Origin of the sequence: Janibacter sp. UYMM211 (genome assembly GCF_040547045.1) — a bacterium.
Classification (GTDB): domain Bacteria; phylum Actinomycetota; class Actinomycetes; order Actinomycetales; family Dermatophilaceae; genus Marihabitans; species Marihabitans melonis.
In genome coordinates, this window is sequence record NZ_JBEPOY010000001.1 from 1,061,230 (window position 1) to 1,086,897 (window position 25,668).

Annotated in this window: 23 protein-coding genes; 11 read left to right on the top strand and 12 right to left on the bottom strand. The window is 73.0% G+C overall.

Features of this window, described 5'->3' with window-relative positions:
- Entirely contained in the window at nt 1-909 is a 909-nt protein-coding gene (locus ABIB53_RS04910; RefSeq protein WP_354587328.1) for an aldose 1-epimerase family protein, read from the bottom strand.
- A gap of 109 nt (nt 910-1,018) precedes the next feature.
- Here ABIB53_RS04910 and ABIB53_RS04915 point away from each other — a divergent pair, with 109 nt between their 5' ends.
- Complete coding sequence (locus ABIB53_RS04915) at nt 1,019-3,241, top strand: helicase-associated domain-containing protein (protein ID WP_354587329.1); 2,223 nt, start codon at nt 1,019-1,021, stop codon at nt 3,239-3,241.
- Nucleotides 3,242-3,329: 88 nt separating this feature from the next.
- Here the strand turns inward: ABIB53_RS04915 and ABIB53_RS04920 are convergent, their stop codons facing one another.
- Entirely contained in the window at nt 3,330-4,268 is a 939-nt protein-coding gene (locus ABIB53_RS04920; protein ID WP_354587330.1) for a hydroxymethylglutaryl-CoA lyase, read from the bottom strand.
- 33 nt (nt 4,269-4,301) lie between these two features.
- Here ABIB53_RS04920 and ABIB53_RS04925 point away from each other — a divergent pair, with 33 nt between their 5' ends.
- The 4 genes from ABIB53_RS04925 (at nt 4,302) to ABIB53_RS04940 (ending at nt 7,358) form a co-directional block, all read left to right on the top strand.
- Nucleotides 4,302-4,799 carry an O-acetyl-ADP-ribose deacetylase gene (locus ABIB53_RS04925; protein ID WP_354587331.1) on the top strand — a complete coding sequence of 166 codons (498 nt, stop codon included), beginning with the start codon at nt 4,302-4,304 and terminating at the stop codon, nt 4,797-4,799.
- Between the two features lie 103 nt (nt 4,800-4,902).
- Entirely contained in the window at nt 4,903-5,391 is a 489-nt protein-coding gene (locus tag ABIB53_RS04930; RefSeq protein ID WP_201467742.1) for a hypothetical protein, read from the top strand.
- A 53-nt stretch (nt 5,392-5,444) separates the two neighbouring features.
- Nucleotides 5,445-7,088 carry a DNA repair helicase XPB gene (locus ABIB53_RS04935; RefSeq protein ID WP_354587332.1) on the top strand — a complete coding sequence of 548 codons (1,644 nt, stop codon included), beginning with the start codon at nt 5,445-5,447 and terminating at the stop codon, nt 7,086-7,088.
- Nucleotides 7,089-7,136: 48 nt separating this feature from the next.
- Complete coding sequence (locus ABIB53_RS04940; protein WP_068269701.1) at nt 7,137-7,358, top strand: hypothetical protein; 222 nt, start codon at nt 7,137-7,139, stop codon at nt 7,356-7,358.
- Nucleotides 7,359-7,424: 66 nt separating this feature from the next.
- Here ABIB53_RS04940 and ABIB53_RS04945 read toward each other — a convergent pair whose 3' ends face one another.
- Nucleotides 7,425-7,589 carry a hypothetical protein gene (locus tag ABIB53_RS04945; protein ID WP_157089943.1) on the bottom strand — a complete coding sequence of 55 codons (165 nt, stop codon included), beginning with the start codon at nt 7,587-7,589 and terminating at the stop codon, nt 7,425-7,427.
- Nucleotides 7,590-7,722: 133 nt separating this feature from the next.
- On the opposite strand from ABIB53_RS04945, the gene ABIB53_RS04950 reads away from it, so the two are divergent.
- The 5 genes from ABIB53_RS04950 to ABIB53_RS04970 all read left to right on the top strand — a co-directional run bounded on the left by ABIB53_RS04950 (nt 7,723) and on the right by ABIB53_RS04970 (nt 14,148).
- Nucleotides 7,723-8,448, top strand: a complete 726-nt coding sequence (locus ABIB53_RS04950) for a response regulator transcription factor (protein ID WP_123093719.1) — start codon at nt 7,723-7,725, stop codon at nt 8,446-8,448.
- Nucleotides 8,448-9,968 carry a sensor histidine kinase gene (locus tag ABIB53_RS04955; RefSeq protein WP_354587334.1) on the top strand — a complete coding sequence of 507 codons (1,521 nt, stop codon included), beginning with the start codon at nt 8,448-8,450 and terminating at the stop codon, nt 9,966-9,968. Before ABIB53_RS04950 ends, ABIB53_RS04955 begins: the two co-directional genes overlap by 1 nt.
- A gap of 245 nt (nt 9,969-10,213) precedes the next feature.
- Nucleotides 10,214-11,509, top strand: a complete 1,296-nt coding sequence (locus tag ABIB53_RS04960) for a S1C family serine protease (protein ID WP_354587336.1) — start codon at nt 10,214-10,216, stop codon at nt 11,507-11,509.
- 255 nt (nt 11,510-11,764) lie between these two features.
- Entirely contained in the window at nt 11,765-13,804 is a 2,040-nt protein-coding gene (locus ABIB53_RS04965; RefSeq protein WP_354587337.1) for a DUF2339 domain-containing protein, read from the top strand.
- 47 nt (nt 13,805-13,851) lie between these two features.
- On the top strand, nt 13,852-14,148 hold the full coding sequence (locus ABIB53_RS04970; RefSeq protein ID WP_068269721.1) for a WXG100 family type VII secretion target: 297 nt from the start codon (nt 13,852-13,854) through the stop codon (nt 14,146-14,148).
- 73 nt (nt 14,149-14,221) lie between these two features.
- On the opposite strand, the gene ABIB53_RS04975 is transcribed toward ABIB53_RS04970, so the two are convergent.
- From ABIB53_RS04975 to ABIB53_RS05015, 9 genes are all read right to left on the bottom strand, one after another.
- Entirely contained in the window at nt 14,222-16,744 is a 2,523-nt protein-coding gene (locus ABIB53_RS04975; protein WP_354587339.1) for an ABC transporter permease, read from the bottom strand.
- The gene (locus tag ABIB53_RS04980) at nt 16,741-17,490 is read right to left on the bottom strand and encodes an ABC transporter ATP-binding protein (protein ID WP_198150271.1); all 750 of its coding nucleotides are present in this window, start codon (nt 17,488-17,490) and stop codon (nt 16,741-16,743) included. Before ABIB53_RS04980 ends, ABIB53_RS04975 begins: the two co-directional genes overlap by 4 nt.
- Before the next feature lie 149 nt (nt 17,491-17,639).
- Complete coding sequence (locus ABIB53_RS04985) at nt 17,640-19,559, bottom strand: potassium transporter Kup (protein ID WP_354587341.1); 1,920 nt, start codon at nt 19,557-19,559, stop codon at nt 17,640-17,642.
- Nucleotides 19,560-19,710: 151 nt separating this feature from the next.
- Complete coding sequence (groL, locus tag ABIB53_RS04990) at nt 19,711-21,336, bottom strand: chaperonin GroEL (protein ID WP_068269732.1); 1,626 nt, start codon at nt 21,334-21,336, stop codon at nt 19,711-19,713.
- A 267-nt stretch (nt 21,337-21,603) separates the two neighbouring features.
- A complete protein-coding gene (locus ABIB53_RS04995) occupies nt 21,604-22,173 on the bottom strand; it encodes a hypothetical protein (protein ID WP_123093792.1) in 570 nt (189 codons plus the stop codon).
- Nucleotides 22,174-22,293: 120 nt separating this feature from the next.
- On the bottom strand, nt 22,294-22,746 hold the full coding sequence (locus ABIB53_RS05000) for a hypothetical protein (protein WP_354587342.1): 453 nt from the start codon (nt 22,744-22,746) through the stop codon (nt 22,294-22,296).
- Between the two features lie 88 nt (nt 22,747-22,834).
- Nucleotides 22,835-23,125: a DUF3263 domain-containing protein gene (locus ABIB53_RS05005; RefSeq protein WP_068269737.1), complete on the bottom strand. Its 291-nt coding sequence runs from the start codon at nt 23,123-23,125 to the stop codon at nt 22,835-22,837.
- Nucleotides 23,126-23,257: 132 nt separating this feature from the next.
- Complete coding sequence (locus ABIB53_RS05010) at nt 23,258-24,634, bottom strand: pyridoxal phosphate-dependent decarboxylase family protein (protein WP_354587344.1); 1,377 nt, start codon at nt 24,632-24,634, stop codon at nt 23,258-23,260.
- Nucleotides 24,635-24,680: 46 nt separating this feature from the next.
- Nucleotides 24,681-25,040, bottom strand: a complete 360-nt coding sequence (locus ABIB53_RS05015) for an ArsR/SmtB family transcription factor (RefSeq protein ID WP_068269745.1) — start codon at nt 25,038-25,040, stop codon at nt 24,681-24,683.
- An 83-nt stretch (nt 25,041-25,123) separates the two neighbouring features.
- Between ABIB53_RS05015 and ABIB53_RS05020 the strand changes: the two genes are divergently transcribed.
- Nucleotides 25,124-25,591 (top strand): ArsI/CadI family heavy metal resistance metalloenzyme, encoded by a 468-nt coding sequence (locus tag ABIB53_RS05020; protein ID WP_123093814.1) that lies wholly within the window; start codon nt 25,124-25,126, stop codon nt 25,589-25,591.
- Nucleotides 25,592-25,668: the final 77 nt, after the last annotated feature.

The following is a 25,668-nucleotide window of genomic DNA, read 5'->3' on the forward strand; positions in this document are numbered from 1 at the left end:
TCAGACCCGCTGCGCCTCGAGACCCCACTGGGCGGTCCACGTCTGCCCGGGCTCGAGACGCACGAGGCCGGTCCCGGTGTTGTAGGCGTCCGCCGGGCACGACAGCGGCTCGACGGCGACCCCGGGGGCTCCCCCTTCGTCGCGCGCCTTGCCGGTGAAGACCTGCACCCAGTCCAGGCCCGGCCCGCCCCACACCCGGCTGACGAGCCGGTCCGTGGCCATCTCGACCTGCCAGCAGCGGTCATCGCCCCGCTCGAGGTCGGTGTAGGCGTTGTCGACGTCGCGCTCGCCGAGCGGCTCGCCGTCACGCAGGTCGAAGGGGGTCCCGCCCACCTCGACGAGGTCGGCCGGGAGCATCCGGTCGTCGACGAGGAGGACCTGGGCGGCGGGCACACGCACGCGGGCCTGCGCCGCGGGCGTGCCGGCGAGCGCGAGGTAGGGGTGCGCGCCGTAGCCCCACGGGGCGACGGCGTCACCGACGTTCGTCGCCTGCGTCGTGCACGTCAGGCCCGAGCCGTCGAGCACCCAGGCGACGACGACCTCGACGTGGAAGGGCCAGCCCGGCCGCGGGTGGATCGTGTGGCTGACGACGACGGCGTCGTCGTGCCGCTCGCGCAGCCGCCAGCCCTCCCAGCGGGCGAGGCCGTGGCTGGCGTTGCCGGTCTCCGGCTCGGTGATCGGCAGCTCGTGGGTCGTGCCGTCCATCTCGTAGCGCCCGTCGCGCAGCCTGTTCGGCCACGGCACGAGGACCTGGCCGCGGCCCGACGAGGCCATCTCGTCGGCCTCGTAGCCGGCGACGACGTCGAGATCGCCCAGGCGCAACGACCGCAGCCCGCCGCCGACCTCGGTGACCACAGCGACGAGGTCGCCGTGCTCGATCTGCCACTGCTCTCCGCTCGGGTGCGCCATCCCCCGAACCTAGACGAGGTGCTGCAGGCAGCACCTCGCAGCGCGAGCCGCATCTCGTCGTGCTGCTCGTGCGTCAAGGTGCTGCTGGGTCCCGGAGTAGCGTGCACTGGTGCGTTCGCTGGCCGAGGACATCCGCTCCCGCTCCGAGGAGGAGCTGGCTGAGCTCCTCCGGCGACGCCCGGACCTCACCCGGCCCGCCCCCGCCGACCTCACCGCGCTCGCCGCCCGCGCCGCCACCGTCGCGAGCACCACCCGCGCCGTCGACCACCTCGACGCCACCCACCTCGCCGTCCTCGAGGCCGCCGCGCTGCTCGACGGCTCGCCGCGCGCAGCCCTCGACGGGGTGGCCGAGCCCGTGCCCGAGGGACTGGCCGAGCTCACCGGTCTCGACGGGCCCGGTCTGGCCGAGCCGGTCCTCGCCCTGCGCGACGCCGCCCTGCTGTGGCGCGCGCCCGACGGGCTGGCCCCCACCCGCACCGTCCTCGACGTGCTCGGCCCCGCCCCCGCCGGTCTCGGGCCCCGGGCCGCCGACCTGCGCCTGCCCGTCGTCGACCCCGACGACGTCGACCGGTTGCGCGAGGAGGCCCCACCCGCGGCGCGGACCGTCCTCGACCGGCTCGTCGACGGCGGGCCCGTCGCGACGGTGAGCAGCGACAGCCAGGCGGCGACGGCAGCGCGGTGGCTCGGCGAGCACGGCCTCGCGGCGGTGCGCGAGGACGCCGACGACACCGCCCGACTGCGCGTCACCCTCCCTCGCGAGGTCGCCCTGCACCTGCGCGGCGGGACGACCCGCCGTCGCCCCGACCTCACGGCCCCGGCCGAGAGCGGCCCCTCCCCCGATGTCGACACCCAGACGGCGGCCGTCGTCCTCGACCTCGTCGCGCTCCTCGACGAGGTCCTCGAGCACCTCGAGTCGGCCCGGCCCCGCGTGCTGCGGTCCGGCGGCATGGCCGTCGTCGACCTGCGCTCGCTGGCCCGCCAGACCCAGCTCGACCCCGACGACCTGCGCTTCCTGCTCGACCTCGCCCTGGGCGCCCGGCTCCTCGCCGACGACGAGGGGGCCGAGCCGACCTGGCGCCTCACGACCCTCGTCGAGACCTGGCGCGAGGCGAGCACCGCCCAGCGCTGGGTCGACCTCGTCGTGCCGTGGACCACCTCGCTGCGCACCACCCTGCAGATCGGCGAGAGCGCACCGCGGGCCCTGTCCGACGACATGGTCTGGCCCCCGATCCGCGGTCTGCGGGCCGACGTCCTCGACGTGCTCGCGCAGGGCGTGCCCGCCGCCGAGGTCACGACGGCGCTGCGCGAGCGCCGTCCCCGCCGCATGCCCCAGGACGCCGAGGGCGTCGTCGGCTCGGTCCTCACCGAGGCCGAGCGCCTGGGCGTCACCGTCCAGGGCCGCATCGGCACCGCGGCGACCGCCGTCGTGCGGGGGGCCTCGCCCCAGGCGGTCGAGATCCTCCAGGGCGACCTGCCCGAGCCGGTCGACCACGCGCTCGTCCAGGCCGACCTCACCGCCGTCGTGCCCGGTCCGCCGAGCCCCTCCCTCGCGACCACCCTGCGCCGCAGCGCCACGCTCGAGTCGCGCGGCGGCGCCTCGATCTACCGCTTCAGCGATGCCTCGGTGCGCCAGGCCCTCGACGCCGGTCTCGACGGCGAGCAGCTCCTCGCCGAGCTCGCGGCGATCAGCCGCACACCCCTCCCGCAGGGGCTGGAGTACCTCGTGCGCGACGTCGCCCGCCGGCACGGGCAGCTGCGCGCCGGCAGCGTCGGCTCCTACCTGCGCAGCGACGACGAGGCGCACCTCGACCGCCTGCTCGCCCTGCGCGACCTCTCGCACCTCCAGCTGCGCCGGCTCGCCCCGACGGTGCTCGTCTCCCCAGCCTCCGCCCCGGTCCTGCTCGAGAGCCTGCGCGAGGTCGGTGCGTCACCCGTGCGCGAGAGCTCGGGCGGGGTCGTCACGGCGGCGGGCGCGGTGCGCCGCGTCAGCCCGCCCCGTGAGGTGCCGCCGCCGGTGACGGTGGCGGCCGACCCGCCGGCGCTCGTCGCCGCGATGCGCCGCAGCGAGCAGGCCGCCCAGGCCCGCGCGCTCGTCAGCCCGACCGGGCCCCCGCTGCCCCCGATGGACCCCGCGGGGGTCGCCGGTGTGCTGCGCGAGGCGGCGGCCGACCGGGTGCACGTGTGGCTCGGCGTCGCCGACGCGATCGGCGACGTGCGCCGTGTGCTCCTGCTGCCCGAGGCGGTCGAAGGGGGACGCGTGCGCGGGAGTGTCAAGGACGAGCAGCGGACGTACTCGATCCACCGGATCACCGGCGTCGCCGTCGCCGGCTGACGCGGCCGCAGACCGGCCGCCCCCGGCCACACCTGACCGCCCCGCGGTCACACCTGACCGCCCCTGGCGCCGCCGACGGACCCGTCGCTCAGCCCCCGGAGAGCGCCTTGACGACCCGCGAGGGCGCCGGACGACCCAGCTGCTCGGCCATCCACACGCTCGTCTCGACGAGCGCGCCGAGGTCGACCCCGGTGCGGATGCCCAGCCCGTCGAGGGCCCACACGAGGTCCTCGGTCGCGAGGTTGCCCGTCGCCGACCTCGCGTACGGACAACCGCCGAGCCCGCCGGTGGAGGCGTCGACGACCCGCACACCGGCCCGCAGGGCGGTGAGGGTGTTGGCCAGCGCCTGCCCGTAGGTGTCGTGGAAGTGCACGCCGATGACGTCGGCACCGATGCCGCGCCGCTCGAGCTCGAGGAGCAGCGCCTCGACGTGCCCGGTGGTGCCGGTGCCGATGGTGTCTCCGAGCGAGAGCTGGTGGGCGCCGAGCTCCATGAGGGACTCGCACGCGTCGGCCACCTGCGTGACCGGCACCGGGCCCTCCCACGGGTCGCCGAAGCACATCGACACGTACGCCCGCACCCACAGGTCGCTGTCGAGCGCGCGGCGCACCACGGGGGCGAACATCTGCACCGACTCGGCGAGCGAGCGCCCGAGGTTGCGCTGGGCGAAGGTCTCCGTCGCGCTGCCGAAGATCGCGATCGCGCCGACCCCGTGCTCCATCGCGCGGTCGAGCCCGCGCTCGTTGGGCACGAGGACCGGCCAGCAGTGGCCGAGGCCCTCGTCGCCGAGCTCGGTGAGCAGGTCCTCGGCATCGGCGAGCTGGGGCACCCACCGGGGACTGACGAAGGAGGTCGTCTCGACCGTGCCGAGCCCCGCGGCGACGAGCCGCCGCACGAAGTCGGCCTTGACCGCGGTCGGCACGACCGTCGACTCGTTCTGCAGCCCGTCACGCGGCCCGACCTCGTAGATCGTCACCGCGTCGGGCAGGTCGGCTCCGGGGACCACCTGGGGCAGCGTCGCACTCACCCGGTCATCCTCCCACCGGTGCAGCATGGGGGCATGCCGACACCGCACGCCGTCCGCGGCGACATCACCCAGGCCCGCGTCGACGCCGTCGTCAACGCCGCGAACCGCGCGATGCGCGGCGGCGGGGGCGTCGACGGCGCGATCCACCGCGCGGGAGGGCCGGCAGTCCTGCGCGACTGCGTCGAGCGCTTCCCGAACGGGCTCGCGACCGGCGACGCGGGCTGGACCACCGCGGGCGAGATGCCCGCCCGCTGGGTCATCCACACCGTCGGGCCGAACTACTCGGCGGGCGAGCGCGACCGCGACCTCCTCGCGTCCTGCTACCGCCGCAGCCTCGAGGTCGCCGAGGAGATCGGCGCGCGGACGCTCGCCTTCCCGCTCGTGAGCGCGGGGATCTACGGGTGGCCGAAGGGGGACGCCGTCGCCTGCGCGGTCGAGACCATCTCGGCCTCGACCGCCGACGTCGACGAGGTGACGCTCGTCGCCTTCGACGACGCGACGCTCGCGCTCGTCCAGCTGCACCTGCGCTGAGCGGCCGGGGACCGCTCCCCGTCGTGGGGCAGGCCGTGCCCGCGTACCCTGGCGACCCAGCGGGGGGACGCGCCTCCCGACGACGCCAGACGAGGACTCGCACGTGAGCATGGACCCCTACCCGCAGCAGCAGCCCGGCCAGGACCCGCAGCAGCCCGGGGGCCAGAGCTCGGGTGGCCCGCAGGGCCAGCAGCCGAGCCCGTACGGCGCGAGCCAGCCCGGCTACGGCCAGCAGCCCCAGTACGGCCAGCAGCCCCAGTACGGCCAGACCCCCTACTCCCCGAACCCCTACGGCCCGCCGCCCGCCGGGGGCAGCAGCGACCTCAACGTCTCGGCCCTCGTGCTGACGATCCTGTCGGCGCTGCTCACGCTGTCGTGCTACTGCACGCTCGTCGGCATCGCCCCGCTGATCCTCGGCATCATGGGTCTGGTCAAGCAGTCCTCCGACCCGGCGTCCGCCTCGAGGCTGACGAAGATCGGCTGGATCGTCTTCGCCGTCCTGTCCGTCCTCGCGATCATCGCCGTGGCCTCCTTCTTCGCCTGGGCGATCAGCCAGGACAGCAGCAGCGGCTACGACTACGACACCTACTGAGCCGGCACCGCCGGACCTCACCCCCACACCCGCACCCTCCCGAACGGGGCTCGATGCCTGACGGCGCGCTCATCGTCCAGTCCGACAAGACCCTCCTGCTCGAGGTCGACCACCCGGCGGCGGCGCAGGCGCGACGCGCCATCGCCCCCTTCGCCGAGCTGGAGCGCAGCCCCGAGCACATCCACACCTACCGGGTCACCCCGCTCGGGCTGTGGAACGCGCGGGCGGCCGGGCACGACGCCGAGCAGGTCGTCCACGCGCTCGTCACCCACTCGCGCTACCCGGTGCCCCAGGGCCTGCTCGTCGACATCGCCGAGACGATGGACCGCTACGGGCGGCTCACCCTGCGCAAGGACGACGAGGGCCAGCTCGTCCTCGTGACGACCGACCGCGCCGTGCTCACCGAGGTCCTGCGCCACAAGAAGATCAAGCCGCTCCTCGGCGACCGCGTCGACGAGGACACCGTCCTCGTCCACCCCTCCGAGCGCGGGACGCTCAAGCAGGAGCTGCTCAAGGTCGGCTGGCCGGCCGAGGACGAGGCCGGGTACGTCGACGGCGAGGCGCACCCCATCTCGCTCGCGCAGGACGGCTGGACGCTGCGGCCCTACCAGGAGCAGGCGGTCGACGGCTTCTGGGACGGCGGGTCCGGCGTCGTCGTCCTGCCGTGCGGGGCGGGCAAGACGCTCGTCGGCGCCGCGTCGATGGCCAAGGCGAGCGCGACGACCCTCATCCTCGTGACGAACACCGTCTCGGCCCGGCAGTGGAAGGACGAGCTCATCGCCCGGACCTCGCTCACCGAGGACGAGATCGGCGAGTACTCCGGGGCGCGCAAGGAGATCCGCCCGGTGACCATCGCGACCTACCAGGTGCTCACCCTCAAGCGGAAGGGCATCTACCCCCACCTCGAGCTGCTCGACGCCCGCGACTGGGGCCTCGTCGTCTACGACGAGGTGCACCTGCTGCCCGCCCCCATCTTCCGGATGACCGCCGACCTGCAGGCCCGGCGCCGGCTCGGTCTCACGGCGACCCTCGTGCGCGAGGACGGCCGCGAGGGCGACGTCTTCAGCCTCATCGGCCCCAAGCGCTTCGACGCGCCGTGGAAGGACATCGAGTCGCAGGGCTACATCGCTCCCGCCGACTGCGTCGAGGTGCGGGTGTCGATGTCGGAGTCGATGCGGATGGCCTACGCGACCTCGGAGCCCGAGGACCGCTACCGGATGGCCTCGACGACCCCGGCGAAGCTCGACGTCGTCGAGGCGCTCGTCGCGAAGCACGCCGACGAGCCGACCCTCGTCATCGGCCAGTACCTCGACCAGCTCGACGAGGTCGTCGAGCGCCTGGGCTGCGACCTCATCACGGGCCAGACCCCGGTCAAGGAGCGCCAGCAGCTCTTCGCCGACTTCCGCGAGGGGCGCACCCGCCTGCTCGTCGTGAGCAAGGTGGCCAACTTCTCCGTCGACCTGCCCGAGGCGACCGTCGCGATCCAGATCAGCGGCACCTTCGGCTCACGCCAGGAGGAGGCCCAGCGGCTGGGTCGCGTCCTGCGCCCGAAGGAGGACGGCCGCACCGCGCACTTCTACACCGTCGTCGCCCGGGACACCGTCGACGCCGAGATGGCCGCCCACCGCCAGCGCTTCCTCGCCGAGCAGGGCTACGCCTACCGGATCATCGACGCCGAGGACCTGCTCGAGCGCTGACCCTCTCGGCCCGGCCGCAGACGCCTGATCTGCGACTACGTTGAGGACATGAGCACACACGACGACTCCCGCCCCGACGACCAGGAGGGCGGCACCGTCTCCGAGGCCGGCTCGAGCGCCCTCAACGCCGAGACCTCCGTCGGCGGTGCCGACAACGTCCCCGAGACCCCGGACGTCAACAAGGGCGGCGGCATGGGTGCCACCGTCGACGAGACCGACGAGCACCCCAACCCCGACTACGTCCCCGACGAGGGCGACGCACCCCGCTGACGAGGCCAGGTGACGCGAGAGGGCGAAGGGGGGATCCCCCTTCGCCCTTCGCCGTCGAGGTCTGCGTCAGAGCGAGGTGCCGCCGCTGTTGTTGTGGTAGCGCAGCGAGGTGCCGGCGTCCTTGGCGACGTTCGAGGGGTCGGACTGCATCGACGCCCCCTTGTGCGTGCGGTCGTACGCGACCGCGATCACGGCGATGACTGCGGCGATGCCGCCGGCGATCCACAACATGACTGGCTCCGTCCTGCCGGCCCCCCTGGGCCGGGCGAGTCACCCCATCCTCGCAGGTCTGGCGCCGGGCGCACCCGCAGATCACCCACCCGGCGCACAGGCCTCTCCCAGGATCCGCGCCCACACTGGGAGCATGGTCCCGAGCCCCACGTCAAGCCAGGCGCCGGTCGAGGCGCGACTGCTCGTCGTCGAGGACGAGCCGAACATCCGCGAGCTCCTCGCGACCTCGCTGAAGTTCAACGGCTTCGAGGTCGAGGTGGCCGGTGACGGCCGCACGGCTCTCGACCTCGCCGCGACGATGCAGCCCGATCTCGTCGTCCTCGACGTCATGCTCCCCGACTTCGACGGCTTCGAGGTGACCAACCGGCTGCGCGGCCGCGGTCAGCACGTGCCCGTCCTCTTCCTCACCGCGCGCGACAGCCTCGACGACAAGCTCAAGGGCCTGACCGTCGGCGGCGACGACTACGTGACGAAGCCCTTCAGCCTCGAGGAGGTCGTCGCGCGCATCCGCGTCATCCTGCGCCGCACGCTCGAGGAGGGCGACGCCGAGTCGGTCCTGCGCTTCGCCGACCTCGAGCTCGACGAGGACGCGCACGAGGTGCGCCGGGCGGGCAAGGTCGTCGACGTCTCCCCGACGGAGTTCAAGCTGCTGCGCTACCTCATGCTCAACCCCAACCGCGTGCTGTCGAAGGCCCAGATCCTCGACCACGTGTGGGACTACGACTTCCGCGGCGAGATGGGCATCGTCGAGTCCTACATCTCCTACCTGCGGCGCAAGATCGACACCGAGGGCCTGCCCCCGCTCATCCACACCAAGCGCGGCTTCGGCTACCTCCTGCGGATGCCGCCGGAGGCCTGATGATCCTGCGTCACACGGCGAAGGGGGACACCCTCACCCCGTCGTCGGGAGACGAGGAGCCCACGCCGCGCAGACCCGCCTCGGTCGGCCCGCGCCGCGAGCGCACCCGCGAGCGGGTGGTGCGCGGGCTCGAGTCGATCCCGCTCACCTACCGGCTCGTCGTCATCCTCCTCGTGCTCCTCATGGCAGCCCTCACGCTGTCGAGCTTCGCGACCTCCTACCTCATGCGCCGCGACCTCCTCGCGAGCACCGACCAGCAGCTGCGCTCGGTCAAGGACCCCGTGGCCCGGCAGCTCATCTACTACAGCGACGACGACCGGACGCTGCCCAACGCCTACGCCTTCGCGTACATGCCCGTCGACGAGGACCGCCGCCAGGCCATCAACCCGACGGCGGAGCAGAGCCAGCCCGCGCTGCCCTACCTCGCCCCCGACGACTCGCGGGTCGTCACCGGCCGGCCCTTCACCGTCCCCTCGACGGACGGCACGACGGAGTGGCGCTTCATCGCCGGCACCGTGGACACGCAGGGCACGACCTACGCCGTGGGGATCCCCCTTCGCGGGCAGCAGCACACCGTCGCCCGGCTGCTCTCCCTCACCTTCGTCATCGGCGTCGTCGTGTCGATCATCTCCGGCGTGCTCGGCTGGTTCGCCACCCAGCGCGCCCTGCGACCGCTGCGCAAGATCGAGGACGTCGCCGCGGCCATCGCCGCCGGCGACCTCAGCCGCCGCGTCCCCGTCCGCACGAGCCACGACGAGGTCGCCTCGCTCTCGGACTCGCTCAACGTCATGCTCGGTCGCATCGAGGGCTCCTTCTCCGCCCAGGAGGCCTCCGAGACGCGCATGCGCCAGTTCGTCGCCGACGCATCGCACGAGCTGCGCACGCCCCTGGCCACGGTCCGCGGGTACGCCGAGCTCTACCGCCAGGGCGCCATCGCCGACGAGGTCGCGCTCGACACGTCGATGCAGCGGATCGAGGGCGAGGCCTCGCGGATGAGCGTGCTCGTCGACGACCTGCTGACCCTCGCCCGGCTCGACGACGAGCGCCCCCTCGAGCACACGGAGGTCGACCTGCTCGTCCTGTGCGCCGAGGCCGCGCACGACGCCCGCGCCCGCGACCCCGAGCGCTCGATCCACCTCGTCGGGCTGACCGGCGAGCTCTCCCCCGTCGTCGTGCGCGGCGACGACGCCGGGCTGCGCCAGGTCGTCGGCAACCTGCTCTCCAACGCCCTCATGCACGCCGGCTCCGGGGTGCCCATCGAGGTCGCCGTCGGCACCGTGGACGGCCGGGCGGTCGTCGAGGTCCGCGACCACGGCGTCGGCATGGACGACGAGACCGCAGCACGGGTCTTCGAGCGCTTCTTCCGGGCGGACAAGGCGCGGTCGCGGGCGAAGGGGGGATCCGGCCTCGGCCTGGCGATCGTCGCCGCGCTCGTCGAGCAGCACCACGGGGAGGTCTCGGTCGGCCCGACCCCCGGTGGCGGCGCGACCTTCCGCGTCACCCTCCCGCTGGCCGCCTGACTCCCCCTTCGCCCACCTCGCGACCAGCTACGAAACCCTGCTGGCTGCCTTTCGTCGTACCAGGACCCTCTCGAGAGGCTCCTGGTACGACGAAGGGCTGCTGGCAGGGTCTTGTAGCCCGCCCGCCCGGCTCGCGAGGCACAGAGTCCTCACAGCCCATCACCAGGGCCGTCACGACTCGCAGGAGTCTCATAGGAGTCGTAGGCATCCGCGACGCGGACCGCACGACCCGAAGGAGCAGCACCATGCACGACGACACCTCCCCCCTCCCCCGTCCTGATGAGACGCAGCCCTTCGGCGCCCACCAGACCCCCCAGAGCGGCGCTGGCTACCCGCCTCCCCCGCCGGCGTCCGTCGGCACCCTCCCGCCCCAGCAGCCGCGCCGACGCGGCGGGCTGCGCCGCGTGGGCGAGCTCTCCGCGGTGGCCGTGCTCGCCGCGGCCCTGGCCAGCGGCGGCACCTTCGCCGCGACGACCCTGGCCGACGGTGACCCGGGCACGACGACCTCGGCCTCCTCGCAGCTGCCGCAGAGCAGCGTCGTCCCGGTGACCGACGCGCAGAAGTCCGCCCCCGACTGGCAGTCCGTCGCCTCGGCCGTCGGCCCGAGCGTCGTGTCGATCACCGTCAAGAGCGCGCAGGGCGAGGGCCAGGGCTCCGGCGTCGTCATGGACGACAAGGGGCACGTCCTCACGAACAACCACGTCGCGACCGGTGCCGGTGAGGGCGCGGGCTCGCAGATCACCGTCACCCTCTCGGACGGCAACACCTACGCCGCGACGATCGCCGGCACCGACCCCTCGACCGACCTCGCCGTGCTCACCATCACCGACCCGCCGAAGGAGCTGACCCCCATCACCTTCGGGGCGAGCGACTCCCTCGCCGTCGGCGACCCGGTCATGGCGATCGGCAACCCGCTCGGCCTGTCCGGCACGGTCACCACAGGTGTCGTCAGCGCCCTCGACCGCCCGGTCTCGACGAGCGACTCCTCGAGCCAGGACCCCTTCGCCCAGGGCCAGAGCCAGGGCGAGACCGTCGTCACCAATGCCGTGCAGACCTCGGCCGCGATCAACCCCGGCAACAGCGGCGGCGCTCTCGTCGACGCGTCGGGCCGCCTCGTCGGGATCAACTCCTCGATCGCGAGCACGGGCAGCAGCTCGGGGGGCCAGTCCGGCTCGATCGGCATCGGCTTCGCCATCCCCGTAGACCAGGCCCGGGTGATCGCCGACCAGCTCATCACGGACGGCTCCGCCCAGCACGCCTTCCTCGGCGTCACCCCGAGCGACGGCACCGCGAAGAGCGGGTCGGCGACCCGCTCGGGCGCGAGGATCGAGCAGGTCTCGCAGGGCTCCGGCGCCGCGAAGGCCGGCTTGGAGGTCGGCGACCTCGTCGTCGCGGTCGGCGACACGCCGGTGACCTCCGCCGAATCTCTCGTCGCCCACGTGCGCGAGGAGGCGGTCGGCTCGACGGTGAAGCTGACCGTCATCCGCGACGGCAAGAGCACGCAGGTCGACGTGACCCTCGGCGAGCGCACCGAGGGCTGAGACCCGGACCCCGTGGCCCGAGAAGATCAGCCTTTTCCCAGGTGGAGAGCAGGGTCGTCCAAGGCCACGGGTGTCCACTAGGAGTCAGGAAGCACGGGTGCCGGCAACGGATCCCACCGTCTCCTCCCCGACGGGCCAGCCGGCCCCGGGCTTCCTGACGAGGGGTGCTACCCCCTCGACCAGGTGTGGCGTCTGGTCGAGGCTGTGAGTAGCCAGACTCATGCCCCCGGCGTGTTGTGGCGGCACGCTGGGGGCATGAGCATCCCGCCCCGCACCTCCGGCTACCGTGACGAGCTGAGCACGCTCGAGGACGAGTTCGCCGAGGCGATGAGCCAGCTGTACCGCGTCGGCAACCACCTCGCCCGCGTGCGCGTCGCCCTCGAGCGCGACGCCGGGGCCGAAGGGGTGAGCGCCCCGCCCCCCGTCGCCGCCCCGGTCCCGTCGAGCGGACCGGTCGTCACCACGGCTCCCGCAGGCCCTGCCCCCGCCCCGCGCACCACGCCCGCCGGCGCGGTCCCCGCGCCGCCGCAGGCCCCCGAGCCCGTCCGGGTGGGGGCCCCCGTCGCAGGGGCCGCGCCGGCGCCCGCCGCAGCCGCGCCCGCAACAGCCGCGCCCGCCGCGCCCCCTCGCGGCCCGGTCACCGCCCCGCCCGCGCCGCCGGCCTCCCCCTTCGCCCCGGCGCCCCTCGAGCCCTGGTGGCAGCGCGACGGCGTCGTGGCCCGGCTGCTCGCCGTCGTCGGCGCGGGCATCACGCTCATCGGCGTCGCCTTCCTGCTCGCGATCGCGATCCAGGCCGGGATCTTCGGCCCGCTCGCCCGCGTCCTGTCCGGCGCGGTCCTCTCGGCGGCTCTCCTCGGATCCGCGGCGGTCGTGCGCCGTCGTCAGGAGAGCCCGGTCGGCGCGCTCGGGCTCGCGGCGACCGGTGTCGCCGCCGCCTACCTCGACGTCCTCGCCGTCACGCGGATCTACGACTGGGTGCCCGCCGCCCTCGGCCTCGTCGTCGCCGGTCTGCTCGCCGCGGGCGGCCTCGTCATCGCCCGGGCCTGGCGCAGCCAGCTGCTCGCCGTGCTCGTCGTCGTCGGGGTCGCGGTGCTCGCCCCGGTCGTCGGCGGCTCCGAGGTGCTCCTCGTCGGCGCCTTCCTGCTCACCCTGACGATCGCCAGCTACCCGGCGCAGGTGGGCCGCAGCTGGCCGGCCCTCGAGGTGGCGCGCGTCGTCCCCACGACCCTCTACGCGGTCGTCGCCGTCGCCGCCCAGGACGACGGCCACGAGGGCACGCTCATGGCGCTCGTCCTCGCGCTCTTCGTCCTCGCGACGACCCTCGCCCCGCTCGTGCGCGGTCTCGGCACCCGAGCGGGCCTGCCCGCCCCGCTGGCCGCCCTCGCGCTCGTCGCCGCGCTCCCCGCCCTGCTCGCCGGGGGCACCGAGGACCGGCCCGTCGCCGTCGTCGTGCTCCTCGTGCTCGCCGCGGCCCACCTCGTCGCCGCATGGGTCGGCCCCGTCGCCGGTGTGCCGGCCCTCTCCCGGCTGCGCGAGCTGAGCCTCGTCGTCGCCGCGCTCGCGCTGCTCCTCCTGGCCACCCGGGGACCGGGCGAGTCCTTCGTGCCGCTCGCGCTGCTCGTCGTCGCCGTCGGCTGGGTGGCGGCCGCCGCCGGGCTGCGCTCGACCTCGGTCGGCGTCGTCGCCCTCCCCGTCGCCCTGCTCGCCCTGCTCCCCGCGACCCGGCACCTGCCGGCGCTCGTCTCTCGCAGCCAGGCCGACCGGGTCGACGCGGTGCACGTCCTCGAGGCGGTCTGCGTCGTCGTGCTCCTCGCCCTCGTCGCCCTGGCCCTGCGCGCCCTCGTGCCCGGCTCGCCGGAGGCCTCCCGGGTCGCCGTGTGCGCCGCGGCGCTCGCCCTGCCTCTGCCCCTCGTGCTCGGCGGATCCGTCCTCGGCCGGGCCGCGGGTCTCGGCGACGACCCCGCCGCCTCGGGCTTCCTCGTCGGGCACGCCCTGGCGACCGTCGTGTGGATGGCCCTGGCGGCCGGTCTGCTCGTGCGCGGCCTCGGCCGCAGCGAGGACGCCGGCGTCTCTGTGCTCGCCGGTCTCGGTCTCGCGGCGACGGCCGTCGTCAAGCTCCTCTTCTTCGACCTCTCCGCGCTCGACGGCCTGCCGCGCGTGCTGAGCTTCATCGTCGCCGGGGTGCTGCTGCTCGCGATGGGTGCCGGCTATGCCAGCGCGCTGGAGCGGGCGCGTCGCGCCCGGGGGGCTGTGGAGAACCCCGCGGCGCAGGGGCCGCCGGCTCCTACCGTCTGAGGGCAGGGGTCGCACCGGCCCCGCAGCACACCGACAGGAGAGCCACCATGAGCAGCACCTTCGCCGTGAGCACCGCGACCCTCGCCGCGGGGTCGGGCACCGTCGCCTCGATCTCGGCCGACGTCGAGAGCTCGGTCGCCTCGATGATGAGCACGCTCGTCGCGATGCAGGACGAGTGGTCGGGCACCGCGTCCTCTCGCTTCCAGGACCTCGTCACCGACTGGCGCACCACGCAGCGGCAGGTCAAGGAGAGCCTCGAGGAGATCGGCCGGGCCCTGGCCGACGCGGGCGAGGCCTACGACGCCGCGGAGGCCGGGGTCCAGGCCGCCTTCGGGCGACGCTGAGCCGGGGCGAAGGGGGACCGGACCGGTCCCCCTTCGCCGCTGCCTCACGGGCGCTCGACCGCCCGGTCGTCGGCTACTCGCTGCCGATCGCCCGGAGCACGTCCATCCGCGAGGCGCGCCACGCCGGCCACAGGGCGGCGAGGACGCCGATGATCGCCGCGAGGACGAGGAAGACGACGATCTGCACCCACGGGATCGCCAGCTCGGTGATGCCGTCGTCGACGAGCGAGCGCTGGATCGCGACCCCGGCGACGACGCCGAGCACGATCCCGAGGATCGCGCCGAGCAGGGCGATGACGACCGACTCGAGGCGCACCATGCGGCGCAGCTGGCCGCGCGAGAGCCCGACGGCGCGCAGCAGGCCGATCTCGCGGGTGCGCTCGAGCACCGACAGGCTCAGCGTGTTGATGATCCCGAAGACCGCGATGACGATCGCCATGGCGAGCAGGCCGTAGATGAGGAAGAGCACCTGGTCGATGCTCGCCCGCTGCTCCGCGGCGTAGTCGGCCTGGTCCTTGAGCGAGACGAGGGGCTGGCCCGAGATGATCTGCTCGAGACCGCTGACGACCTGCGCCCGGTCGGCCCCGTCCTCGAGGAAGACGAAGGTCGAGCTGTCCGCCTCGGGCGCCCCGAGGGCGGAGAGGGTGTCGAGGCTGACGAGGACGTCGGGCTGGCTGCCCGGGTTGGCGTAGATGCCCGACACCGTGAGCTCGCGGGACTGCCCGCCGAGGCTGACCGTCACGGGGTCGCCGGGCTGCAGGTCTCCGGCCCGGGTCGCCGAGATCAGCACGGTCGAGCCCGACAGGTCCGCGTCGCCGCGCTGGATGTCGATGGTCTGGATGCGCTCGACGGTGGCCGGGTCGACGGCCTGGACGAAGCGCCGCTCCCCGTCGACCTCGAGCGGCGCGTAGCGCACCGACGAGACCTCGGCGACGCCCGGCACCTCCGCCGCCTCGGTGGTGAGGGTGTGCGAGAAGGGCTGGTTGACGGCGTTGGAGAGCACGTAGTCGGCACGGAAGCTGTCGGCGATCTGCTGGTCGACCGTGGCCTTCGTGCTCGAGGCGAGCACGCCCATGAGCGCGACGAGGGTCATCCCGATCATCAGGGCCGAGGCCGTCGCCGCGGTGCGGCCGGGGTTGCGGATGGCGTTCTGCTCCGCCATGTGCCCGATCGGGCCGAAGACCCGGCGGTAGACCCAGCCGAGCGCGCGGATGAGCGGGCGCCCGACGAGCGGGGAGAGGAAGGCCAGGCCGAGGAGCATCCCGACCGTGCCGAGCCCCACCCAGACGAGCTCGTCGGTGTCGACGACGAAGAGCCCGGCGAGGAAGGCGGCGACACCGAGCACGAGCACCGCGACCTCGAGGGCCAGACGCACGGGTCGCGTACGGGTCGACTCGCTCGTCTGCTCGCGCATCGCCTCGACCGGTGCGACCGAGCCGGCCCGGCGGGCCGGGACGTAGGCGGCGAGGACCGTGACGAGGACCCCGACGGCGTACGCCGCGACGACCGTCCGCGGCGCGAAGATCAGCCCGGACCCGCTGAGGTCGAGACCGAGGAGCGAGAAGAGCCCCTGGATGCCCAGGGCGAGGAGCACGCCGACGACGAGGCCGACGGTGGACCCGACGAGGCCCACGACGAGCGCCTCGATCATCACCGAGCGGGTGATCTGGCCCCGGCTCGCCCCGATCGCGCGGAGCAGGGCCAGCTCGCGCCCGCGCTGGGCGACGAGGATCGAGAAGGTGTTGACGATGATGAAGGAGCCGACGAGCAGGGCGATGCCGGCGAAGACGAGCAGGAAGGTCGTGATGAAGCCCAGCGCCTCCTGCACCTGCGTCGCCGTCCGCTCGGCGACGGCGGCGCCGGTCTCGGCGGTGTACCCCTTCGGGGTGATCGCGGCGGCCTCCTTCGCGACGTCGGCGGGAGCGGCGTCGTCGGTCGTCGTCAGCCACACCGAGCTGTAGACGTCCTTGCCGTCGAGGAAGTACTTCTGGGCGCTCTTGGTGTCGAAGACCGAGATCGAGGCGCCGACGACTCCCCCTTCGCCGAACTCGAGGATGCCGACGAGCCTGGCGTCGATCTGCGGGTACTGACCGGCGGTGACCATCTCGACGTCGTCGCCGAGGCTCAGCCCCGCGCGCTCGGCGGTCTGCGCGTCGATGGCGACCTCGCCCTCGCGCTCCGGCGGGCGACCCTGGTCGTAGGTGACGACCTGACGACCCAGCTGGTTCGGCGCGTCGTTGTGGTTGAAGGCGAGCGCCGGCGCCCCCTGCCCGCCGACGACGTTGCCGTTCTCGCCCACGACGAAGACGCCGAAGGCCTCGACGTTGCCGTCGACGCGTGCGACCCCGTCGAGGTCCTCGAAGCGGGCCACCTCGGCCGCGCTGATCGTCGCGGTGGAGAAGCCCTCGCCGGAGTCGGACGCGGCGACGACGACGTCGCCGACGGTGCCCTCGGTGATGCCCTCGAAGGCCCGGCCGAGGGTGTCGGTGAAGATGAGCGAGCCCGCGACGAAGCCGACGCCGAGGACGACGGCGACGGCCGAGAGGAGCAGCCGCAGCTTGCGCGCGAGCAGCGACGTCAGGGCCGCGCGGATCATCCCTGGGTCCCCGTGCGCGCCGAGAGCGCCATCATCGCGTCGAGCACCGACTCCCGCGTCGGCTGCCACACCTCGTCGACGACCCGGCCGTCGCTGAGGATGAGCACCCGGTCGGTGTGGCTCGCGGCGACGGGGTCGTGGGTGACCATGACGATGGTCTGCCCGAAGTCGTCGACGCTGCGACGCAGGAAGGCGAGGACCTCGGCCGAGCTCGTCGAGTCGAGGTTGCCGGTCGGCTCGTCGGCGAAGATGATCTGCGGCCGGCTGACGAGCGCCCGCGCGCACGCGACGCGCTGCTGCTGACCGCCGGACAGCTCGGAGGGGCGGTGGCCGAGACGGTCCTCGAGCCCGACGGTGCGCACGACGTGGTCGAACCACTCCTGGTCGGGCTTGCGCCCGGCGATCGTCATCGGCAGCAGGATGTTCTCGCGGGCCGAGAGCGTCGGCACGAGGTTGAAGGCCTGGAAGACGAAGCCGACGCTGTCGCGCCGCAGCCGGGTGAGGGCCTTGTCGCCGAGCCCGGTGATCTCGACGTCGCCGATCCGCACCTGCCCCGACGTCACCGAGTCCAGCCCGGCGAGGCAGTGCATGAGGGTGGACTTGCCCGAGCCGGACGGGCCCATGATCGCGGTGAACTGCCCCGCGGTCACCTCGATGCTCACGCGGTCGAGGGCGACGACGGTGGCGTCTCCCCGGCCATAGGTCTTCGTCAGCTCGGTCGTGCTCGCGGCGACATCGGTCGTCATGGGTGGTCCCCTCCTCGGTGGCCTGACGAGCCTAGGGGGCACCCCTGCGGCACCGACCATGTCATCTGTCACGCACCGCCCGGGGCGTCCCGGTGGGTCGACCCGGGGGCGAGCCGAGCGACGACGGGGGGATCCCCCTTCGCCCGCTCCTAGAGCTTGACCTGAGCCCCCATGGTGATCGTGCGGCCGAGCGGCAGGTTGAAGTAGTCGGTGGGGTCGGCGGCGTTGTGCGCGAGCGCGATGAAGAGACGCTTGCGCCACGGGTGCATCCCGGGCCGCTGGCTCTGGTGCACGGTGATCCGCGAGAGGAAGTACGTCGTGCCGTCGAGGTCGATGTCGAGGCCCTCGTCCCGCGCGATCGCCAGCCCGGCGGGGATGTCGGGCTCCTGGCTGAAGCCGTAGCGCAGCAGGACGTGGCTCACGTGGTCGTAGGGGTTGCCGAGGTCGTCGACGACGACCCGCTCGGAGTCGGGGACGAAGGGGACGTTGAGGGACTGCGTCGTGACGATGACGACCTCGTCGTGCAGGACGTGGTTGTGCTGGAGGTTCTCGCGCAGCGCGAGCGGGGTCGTCTCGGCGTTGGGGTGGAGGAAGACAGCCGTGCCGGGCACGCGCAGGATCTTCGTGCTCGTCGCGACCTCGTCGAGGAAGGTGCTCAGCGGCATCTCGAGCTTCTCGCGGCGGGTGGTGACGAGCTCGCGGCCGCGACCCCACGTCGTCATCACCGTCGCGAGGGTGCACGCGACGAGCAGCGGCAGCCACCCGCCGTGCAGGACCTTGGCGATGTTGGCGCTGAAGAAGAGCAGCTCGACGGTGCCGAAGACCCCGGCGAAGAGGACGACCTTCGGGGTCGACCAGCGCAGCGCCGCGACGGCGTAGACGCTGAAGAGCGAGGTCGTGAGCAGCAGGTCGAGGGTGACGGCGACGCCGTACGCCGTCGCGAGGCGCTCGGAGTCGCGGAAGGTCACCATGAGGATCATGACGCCGGCGAAGAGCAGCCAGTTCACCGACGGCACGTAGATCTGCCCGCCCGAGCTCTCGCTCGTCTGGCGCACGGTGAGGCGGGGGAAGAAGCCGAGCCGCTCGGCCTGGCGGGCGACGGAGAAGGCCCCGGAGATCACCGCCTGGCTGGCGATGATGGTCGCCAGCGTCGCGAGGACGACGAGCGGCAGCTGGGCCCAGCCCGGCGCGAGGTGGAAGAAGGGGTTGGCCGTCTCGTGGCTGTCCTGCATGACCAGCTGGGCCTGCCCGAGGTAGTTGAGGGTGAGGCACGGGAAGACGAGGAAGAACCACGCACGAGCGATTGGGGGCCGCCCGAAGTGCCCCATGTCGGCGTAGAGGGCCTCGGCACCGGTGATCGCGAGGACGACCGCGCCCATCGCGACGAAGGCGACGAAGGGGCGGTCGAGGACGAAGAGGGCCGCGTGGTGGGGCGAGAGCGCGAGGAGGACCTCGGGGTCCTGGACGACGTGCCACAGCCCGAGCCCGCCGAGGGTGAGGAACCACACGACCATGACCGGGCCGAAGAAGCGCCCGACGCTGTGGGTGCCGAAGCGCTGGACGCTGAAGACGACGACGACGATCACCGCGGCGATGGGCACGATGTAGTCCGACAGGGCCGGTGCGGCGACGCGCAGGCCCTCGACGGCCGAGAGCACCGAGATCGCCGGGGTGATGAGGCTGTCGCCGAAGAAGAGCGAGCCGCCGAAGACGCCGAGGATCATCGCCAGGGCGAAGCGGCGACCCCCGGGGCGCACGCTGCGGCGGGTGAGGTGGGCGAGCGACATGATGCCGCCCTCTCCGTCGTTGTCGGCCCGCAGGATGAAGCCGAGGTACTTGATCGAGACGACGAGCGTCACCGACCAGAAGATCATCGACACGACGCCGAAGACGTCCTCCTGCGAGGCGCCGACGATGCCCCCGTCGAGGGCGAAGACGGTGCGCAGGGCGTACAGGGGGCTCGTGCCGATGTCGCCGAAGACGACGCCGAGGGCGGCCAGGACGAGCCCGGCGGCGCCCCCGTGATGTGTGCTGCCGTCGCGCTCGACGGCACCAGGTGCTGAGGTCACGGAGGAGGACAGTACGCCTGCCGGGACGACGAAGGGGTGGACCCCCCAGATCTGGGAGGTCCACCCCTTCGTCAGCGGTGGTGCGGTGTCGGTGGTCTCGAGGCTCCTCGCAGAGCTCGTCGCACCTCGACCAGCGAGGAGGGGGGCTCGATCAGAAGCCCATCCCACCCATCTCGTCGCCACCCGGCATCGCCGGGGCGGCCTTCTCGGGCTTGTCGGCGACGACGGCCTCGGTGGTGAGGAAGAGCGCCGCGATGGAGGCGGCGTTCTGCAGCGCGCTGCGGGTCACCTTCGCCGGGTCGATGATGCCCGCGGCGATGAGGTCGACGTACTCGCCGGTCGCGGCGTTGAGGCCGTGACCGGAGGGCAGGTTGGCGACCTTCTCGGAGACGACGCCGCCCTCGAGACCGGCGTTGACCGCGATCTGCTTGAGCGGGGCGGAGGCGGCGACGCGCACGATGTTCGCGCCGGTGGCCTCGTCACCCTCGAGGGACAGACCCGCGAAGGCGGCCTCGGTCGCCTGGAGCAGGGCGACGCCACCACCGGCGACGATCCCCTCCTCGACGGCAGCCTTGGCGTTGCGCACGGCGTCCTCGATGCGGTGCTTGCGCTCCTTGAGCTCGACCTCGGTGGCCGCGCCCGCCTTGATGACGGCGACGCCGCCGGCGAGCTTGGCGAGGCGCTCCTGGAGCTTCTCGCGGTCGTAGTCCGAGTCGGAGTTCTCGATCTCGGCCTTGATCTGGTTGACCCGACCGGCGATCTGGTCCTGGTCGCCCGCGCCCTCGACGATCGTCGTCTCGTCCTTGGTGACGACGACCTTGCGCGCACGGCCGAGCAGGTCGAGCTCGGCGGTGTCGAGCTTGAGGCCGACCTCCTCGGAGATGACCTGGCCACCGGTGAGGATGGCGATGTCGGCGAGCATGGCCTTGCGACGGTCGCCGAAGCCCGGGGCCTTGACGGCGACGGACTTGAAGGTGCCGCGGATCTTGTTGACGACGAGCGTCGACAGGGCCTCGCCCTCGACGTCCTCGGCGATGATGAGCAGCGGCTTGCCCGACTGCATGACCTTCTCGAGCAGCGGCAGCAGGTCCTTGATCGAGCCGATCTTGGAGTTGGCGATGAGGACGTAGGGGTCCTCGAGCACGGTCTCCATGCGCTCGGTGTCGGTGACGAAGTAGCCCGAGATGTAGCCCTTGTCGAAGCGCATGCCCTCGGTGAGCTCGAGCTCGAGACCGAAGGTGTTGCTCTCCTCGACGGTGATGACGCCTTCCTTGCCGACCTTGTCCATCGCCTCGGCGATCTTGGACCCGATCTCGGGGTCGGCGGCGGAGATCGAGGCGGTGGCCGCGATCTGCTCCTTGGTCTCGATGTCCTTGGCCATCGACAGGAGCTGGTCCGAGACGGCCGAGGTGGCCTTCTCGATGCCGCGCTTGAGCGCCATCGGGTTGGCCCCGGCGGCGACGTTGCGCAGACCCTCGCGCACGAGGGCCTGGGCGAGGACGGTGGCCGTCGTCGTGCCGTCACCGGCGACGTCGTCGGTCTTCTTCGCGACCTCCTTGACGAGCTCGGCGCCGATCTTCTCGTACGGGTCGTCGAGCTCGATCTCCTTGGCGATCGAGACGCCGTCGTTGGTGATCGTGGGGGCGCCCCACTTCTTCTCGAGGACGACGTTGCGGCCCTTGGGGCCGAGGGTGACCTTGACGGCGTCGGCGAGGGTGTTCATACCCCGCTCGAGACCGCGGCGGGCCTCTTCGTCGAAGGCGATGAGCTTTGCCATTCGGGTGGTCCTCCACACGAGTTGGTTGGTGGTGACCGGGAGGTGCCCGCGACGGACGGACCCCTTCGCACGGCTCACGTCGCCGCGACGTCGAGGACCTCACCTGCACCGGTCGGTTCTGTCACTCTCACGAGGAGAGTGCTAATGCCGATATTGGCACTCTCGACCGTCGAGTGCAAACGCCGTCGAGGCCCGCGAGACGCGCCCCGGTGCATGACGACGGGGCGGCCCGCCCCCTGCGGACCACCCCGTCGTCGTGCGTCCAGGTCAGGCGCGCTCGTGCCGGTGGATGCCCGAGCCCTTGCGCTCCTCGTAGCGGACCGTCGCGCCCTGCAGCTCTCCGGAGACCGTCGCCTCCACCGACCGGGTGACCGACCCGGGGTACCAGCCCCCGACCTCCTCGTCGCCGTACGCGCGCAGCGTGAGGTCGGCGACGAGCGAGGTCTTCTCGGTCTGGACGAGCCCCACGACCCGCGCCGAGCGCATCGTGCTGCTCACGCGGTAGTCGGAGCGGTCGTAGGTGAGGAAGGTCGTGCCCCGGTAGACGCAGCGGCTCGAGGTCCAGCTGTTCGTGATCCGGGCGCCGGAGGGGCAGTAGTAGGACTGGATCTTCGCGGCGTGCCGGGGGTCCGACATCCCCTCGATGTCGGTGACGAGGCGCAGGCGGTGCTGGTTGCCCTTGATGACCGGGCCCATCGCACCGTCGAGGACGGTCTGCACGCTCACGTGCTCGGCGACGACCTCACCGGAGGCGTGCTGCTGCGCGGTGGCCGAGGCCGCCGGGAGGGCGGTGAGAGCGGTGACGCCGACGGCGATGGCGGCGAGCTGCGTCTTCATGATCTGGTCCCCTGTCTGGTCGGAGAGCGTATCTCGCTCCCTCGTAGACCAGGACGCGGCAGGTCGAGGACCGGTTGGTCACGGGTGCGTCACGGCCGTGACGGCCGGCACGCGGTGGCCTCAGGCGCGCTCGAGCGCCGCCCGCATCTCGCCATCGGCCTCGCTCGTCACGGGGTCGGCGAGGTCGGCGACGAAGACGGCGACGACCTCGCGCCCGGGGTTGCCCTCGAGCTCGGCGCGCACCCGACGCCAGTCGGCGAGGTTCGGGTGCTCGACCTCGGTGCAGGCCTGCGCCGGCTCGAGCGAGGTGATCGCAGCGTCGAGGTGAGCGGTCGTCAGCGGCACGGTGGCCGTCGAGCCGTCGTGCCCGATGACCGTCGCGAGGACGACGGCGGCCAGGCCGTGACGCCCGCCGACGGGGTTGAGGTGGCCGATCTCCCACTCGGGGTCCGAGGTCGCGGGGCTGAGCGCGACCGCGAAGGTCACCGGCTCGCGCCAGCCGTCGATCTCGCCGGCGAGGTGCTCCTTGATCGCCGCGAGGCCCTGCGTCGTGCTCCAGTCCAGCTCGCTCATGCCCCCACCCTGCCGCACGCGCGGGCTGGGCAGCGCGAAGGGGGACCCGTGGGTCCCCCTTCGTCGGCGGTCGTGGCCGGTGGTCGGCTCAGGCGTCGAAGCCGAGCCGGCGCGCGCTGCGGCTGCGCTGGCGGGCCTGGCGCATGCGCCGCAGCCGCTTGACGAGCATCGGGTCCTCGGCGAGCGCCGCCGGGTTGTTGATGAGCGCGTTGAGCACCTGGTAGTAGCGCGTGGAGCTCATGTCGAAGAGCTCCTTGATCATCTGCTCCTTGGCGCCCTGGTAGGTCCACCACTGGCGCTCGAAGGCGAGGATCTCGCGGTCGCGGTCGCTCAGCTGCGCCGACGGGCTCTGCGTCTGCTGCTGGGAGGCGGGTGTCACGGGTGACCTCTCGTGGACGGCGGGGACTGCCCGCGCAGCCTATCGCGCGAATGACACGCATGTCATTCGTCCGGCGTGGCGGCTGGACACCGTCTCACCAGCCGTGCTCACTCGTCACACGAGCCCCGGCGGTCACTCGCGCATCGTGTCGAGGATGGCGTCGATGTCGTCCTCGGTCGTCTGCGGGTTGACGATCGCGAAGCGGGCGAGCGTCTCGCCGGCGTGGGTCGTCGGGACGACGAAGGCGAACTCGTCGCCGAGCATCCGGTCCGACCAGGCCTGGTAGTCGGCGGGCTTCCAGCCCAGACGACGGAAGACGACGACCGACAGGTCGCGGTGCCGCACGAGCTCGAGCTCGGGCCGGGCGGCGATCTCGCGCTCGGCGTGCCGGGCCACCTCGAGCGTGCGCTCGACGGCGTCGGTGTACGCCCGGGTGCCGTGCGTCGCGAGGCTGAACCACAGCGGCAGCCCGCGAGCACGCCGGGTGAGCCCGACGGAGTAGTCGGTGGGGTTCCAGTCCGGCGCCTCCGTGAGGATGTCGAGGTAGCCGGCCTTCTGGGTGTGCGCCGCCCGGGCCAGGAGCGGGTCCCGGTAGAGCAGGGCGCAGCAGTCGAAGGGGGCGAAGAGCCACTTGTGGGGGTCGACGATGAAGGAGTCGGCCCGCTCGACGCCGGCGAAGAGGTGGCGCACGCTCGGGGCCGCGAGACCCGCGCCGCCATAGGCCCCGTCGACGTGGAACCAGATGCCGAGGTCGGCGCAGACCTGGGCGACGGCCTCGAGGTCGTCGACGACGCCGAAGTTCGTCGTGCCGGCCGTGGCGACGACGGCGAAGAAGCTCTCGGGCCCCTCGCGCTCGAGCACCTCGCGCAGGGCGGGACCGGTGAGCCGCAGGTCGGCGTCGGGCTCGACGGTGACGAGCTCGGCGTCCATGACGTCGCACGCCGACTGGATCGAGGAGTGCGCACCGGCGGTCGCGGCCACTCGCCACGGGCGCAGGGTCGGCGAGCCCTCGGAGGTCGCGCTCGCGGCCCGGGCCCGGGCGCTGTGCCGCGCCGCGACGAGCGCGGAGAGGTTGCCGATGGTGCCGCCGGGCACGAAGGCACCGCCCGCCTGCGGCGGCAGGCCGGCGAGGTCGGCGATCCAGCGCAGCGCCTGATTCTCGGCGAAGACCGCGCCCGAGCCCTCGAGCCAGGACCCGGCGTAGACCGAGGAGGCGCCGACGACGAGGTCGAACATCGCGGCCGCGTCGCTCGGGGCGCACGGGATGAAGGAGAGGTAGCGGGGGTGGTCGACCGACAGGCAGGCCGGGGCGAGCACCTCGGCGAAGATGTCCATCGCCCGCTCGCCCCCGAGCCCGTCCGGGGTCACTGTCTGGCCGGCCCGGTCGAGGAGCTCCTCGGGGGTCAGCGTGTAGTCGAGCGGCACCGGGTCGAGCTTGAGCCGCCCCTCGGCGTACTCGAGGACCTGGCGGCCCAGCCGCTCGATGGTCGCGTCAGTCTGGCCATGCATGGGGCGCACTCTACGAGCACTCCGGGCGCGACGTCGCCCGTCCTGCTCAGACCTCGAGCGCGCGGCGCACGAGGGCGAGCCGCTCGGGCACGAGGGTGAACCACGCCCACTGGCCGCGCCGCTCGCGGGTGAGCAGGCCGGCGTCGACGAGGACCTTGAGGTGGTGGCTCACGGTGGGCTGGGCCAGCCCGAGCGGTGCGGGCAGGTCGCACGCGCAGACCTCCTGCTGCGGCGAGCAGCGCACGACGCCGAGGATCTGCAGGCGCACGGGGTCCGCCACGGCCTTGAGCAGGCGGGCGACGACCTCGGCGTCCTCGCGGGTGATCGGCGCACTGCCCTCGGCGGCGCAGCACCGCTCGACGGCCTGGGCCAGCAGGGGGCGTCCGTCGGCGGTGGGGGCGGTCATGCCTCCATATTGACATACGTCGATATGCGGTGCCAGGGTCTGGCATATCGACACCCGTCGATATCTGACCGGGAGGACCCGCCATGAGCCGTGTGCAGCTCGCCCTCGACGTCGTCGACCTCGAGGCGTCCGTCGCCTTCTACTCCACCCTCTTCGGCGTCGAGCCCCACAAGCGCCGCCCGGGGTACGCGAACTTCGCGATCGCCGAGCCGCCGCTGAAGCTCGTGCTCATCCAGAGCGACGAGGCCACGCGCGGCACCGGGGCGAAGGGGGCCCTCAACCACCTCGGCGTCGAGGTCGGCTCCGGCGAGGAGGTCACCGCGGCGCGGACCCGTCTGGCCGACGCCGGGCTGGCGACCTTCGACGAGGACGACACGACGTGCTGCTACGCCCTGCAGGACAAGGTGTGGGTCCACGACCCCGCCGGCGCGCCGTGGGAGGTCTACGTCGTCAAGGACGAGGACCCGGCCGACGCCCGCCCGGCCACCGCGTCGCTGCCGGTGCTCGGCTCCCCTTCGCCCTGCTGCGCCCCCGCGGGTGCCGACGCGTGACGACCACCCACGACGCGCCCGCGGACGTCACCAGCCGCCTGTCCACGCTCGACCGCTTCCTGCCGGTGTGGATCGGG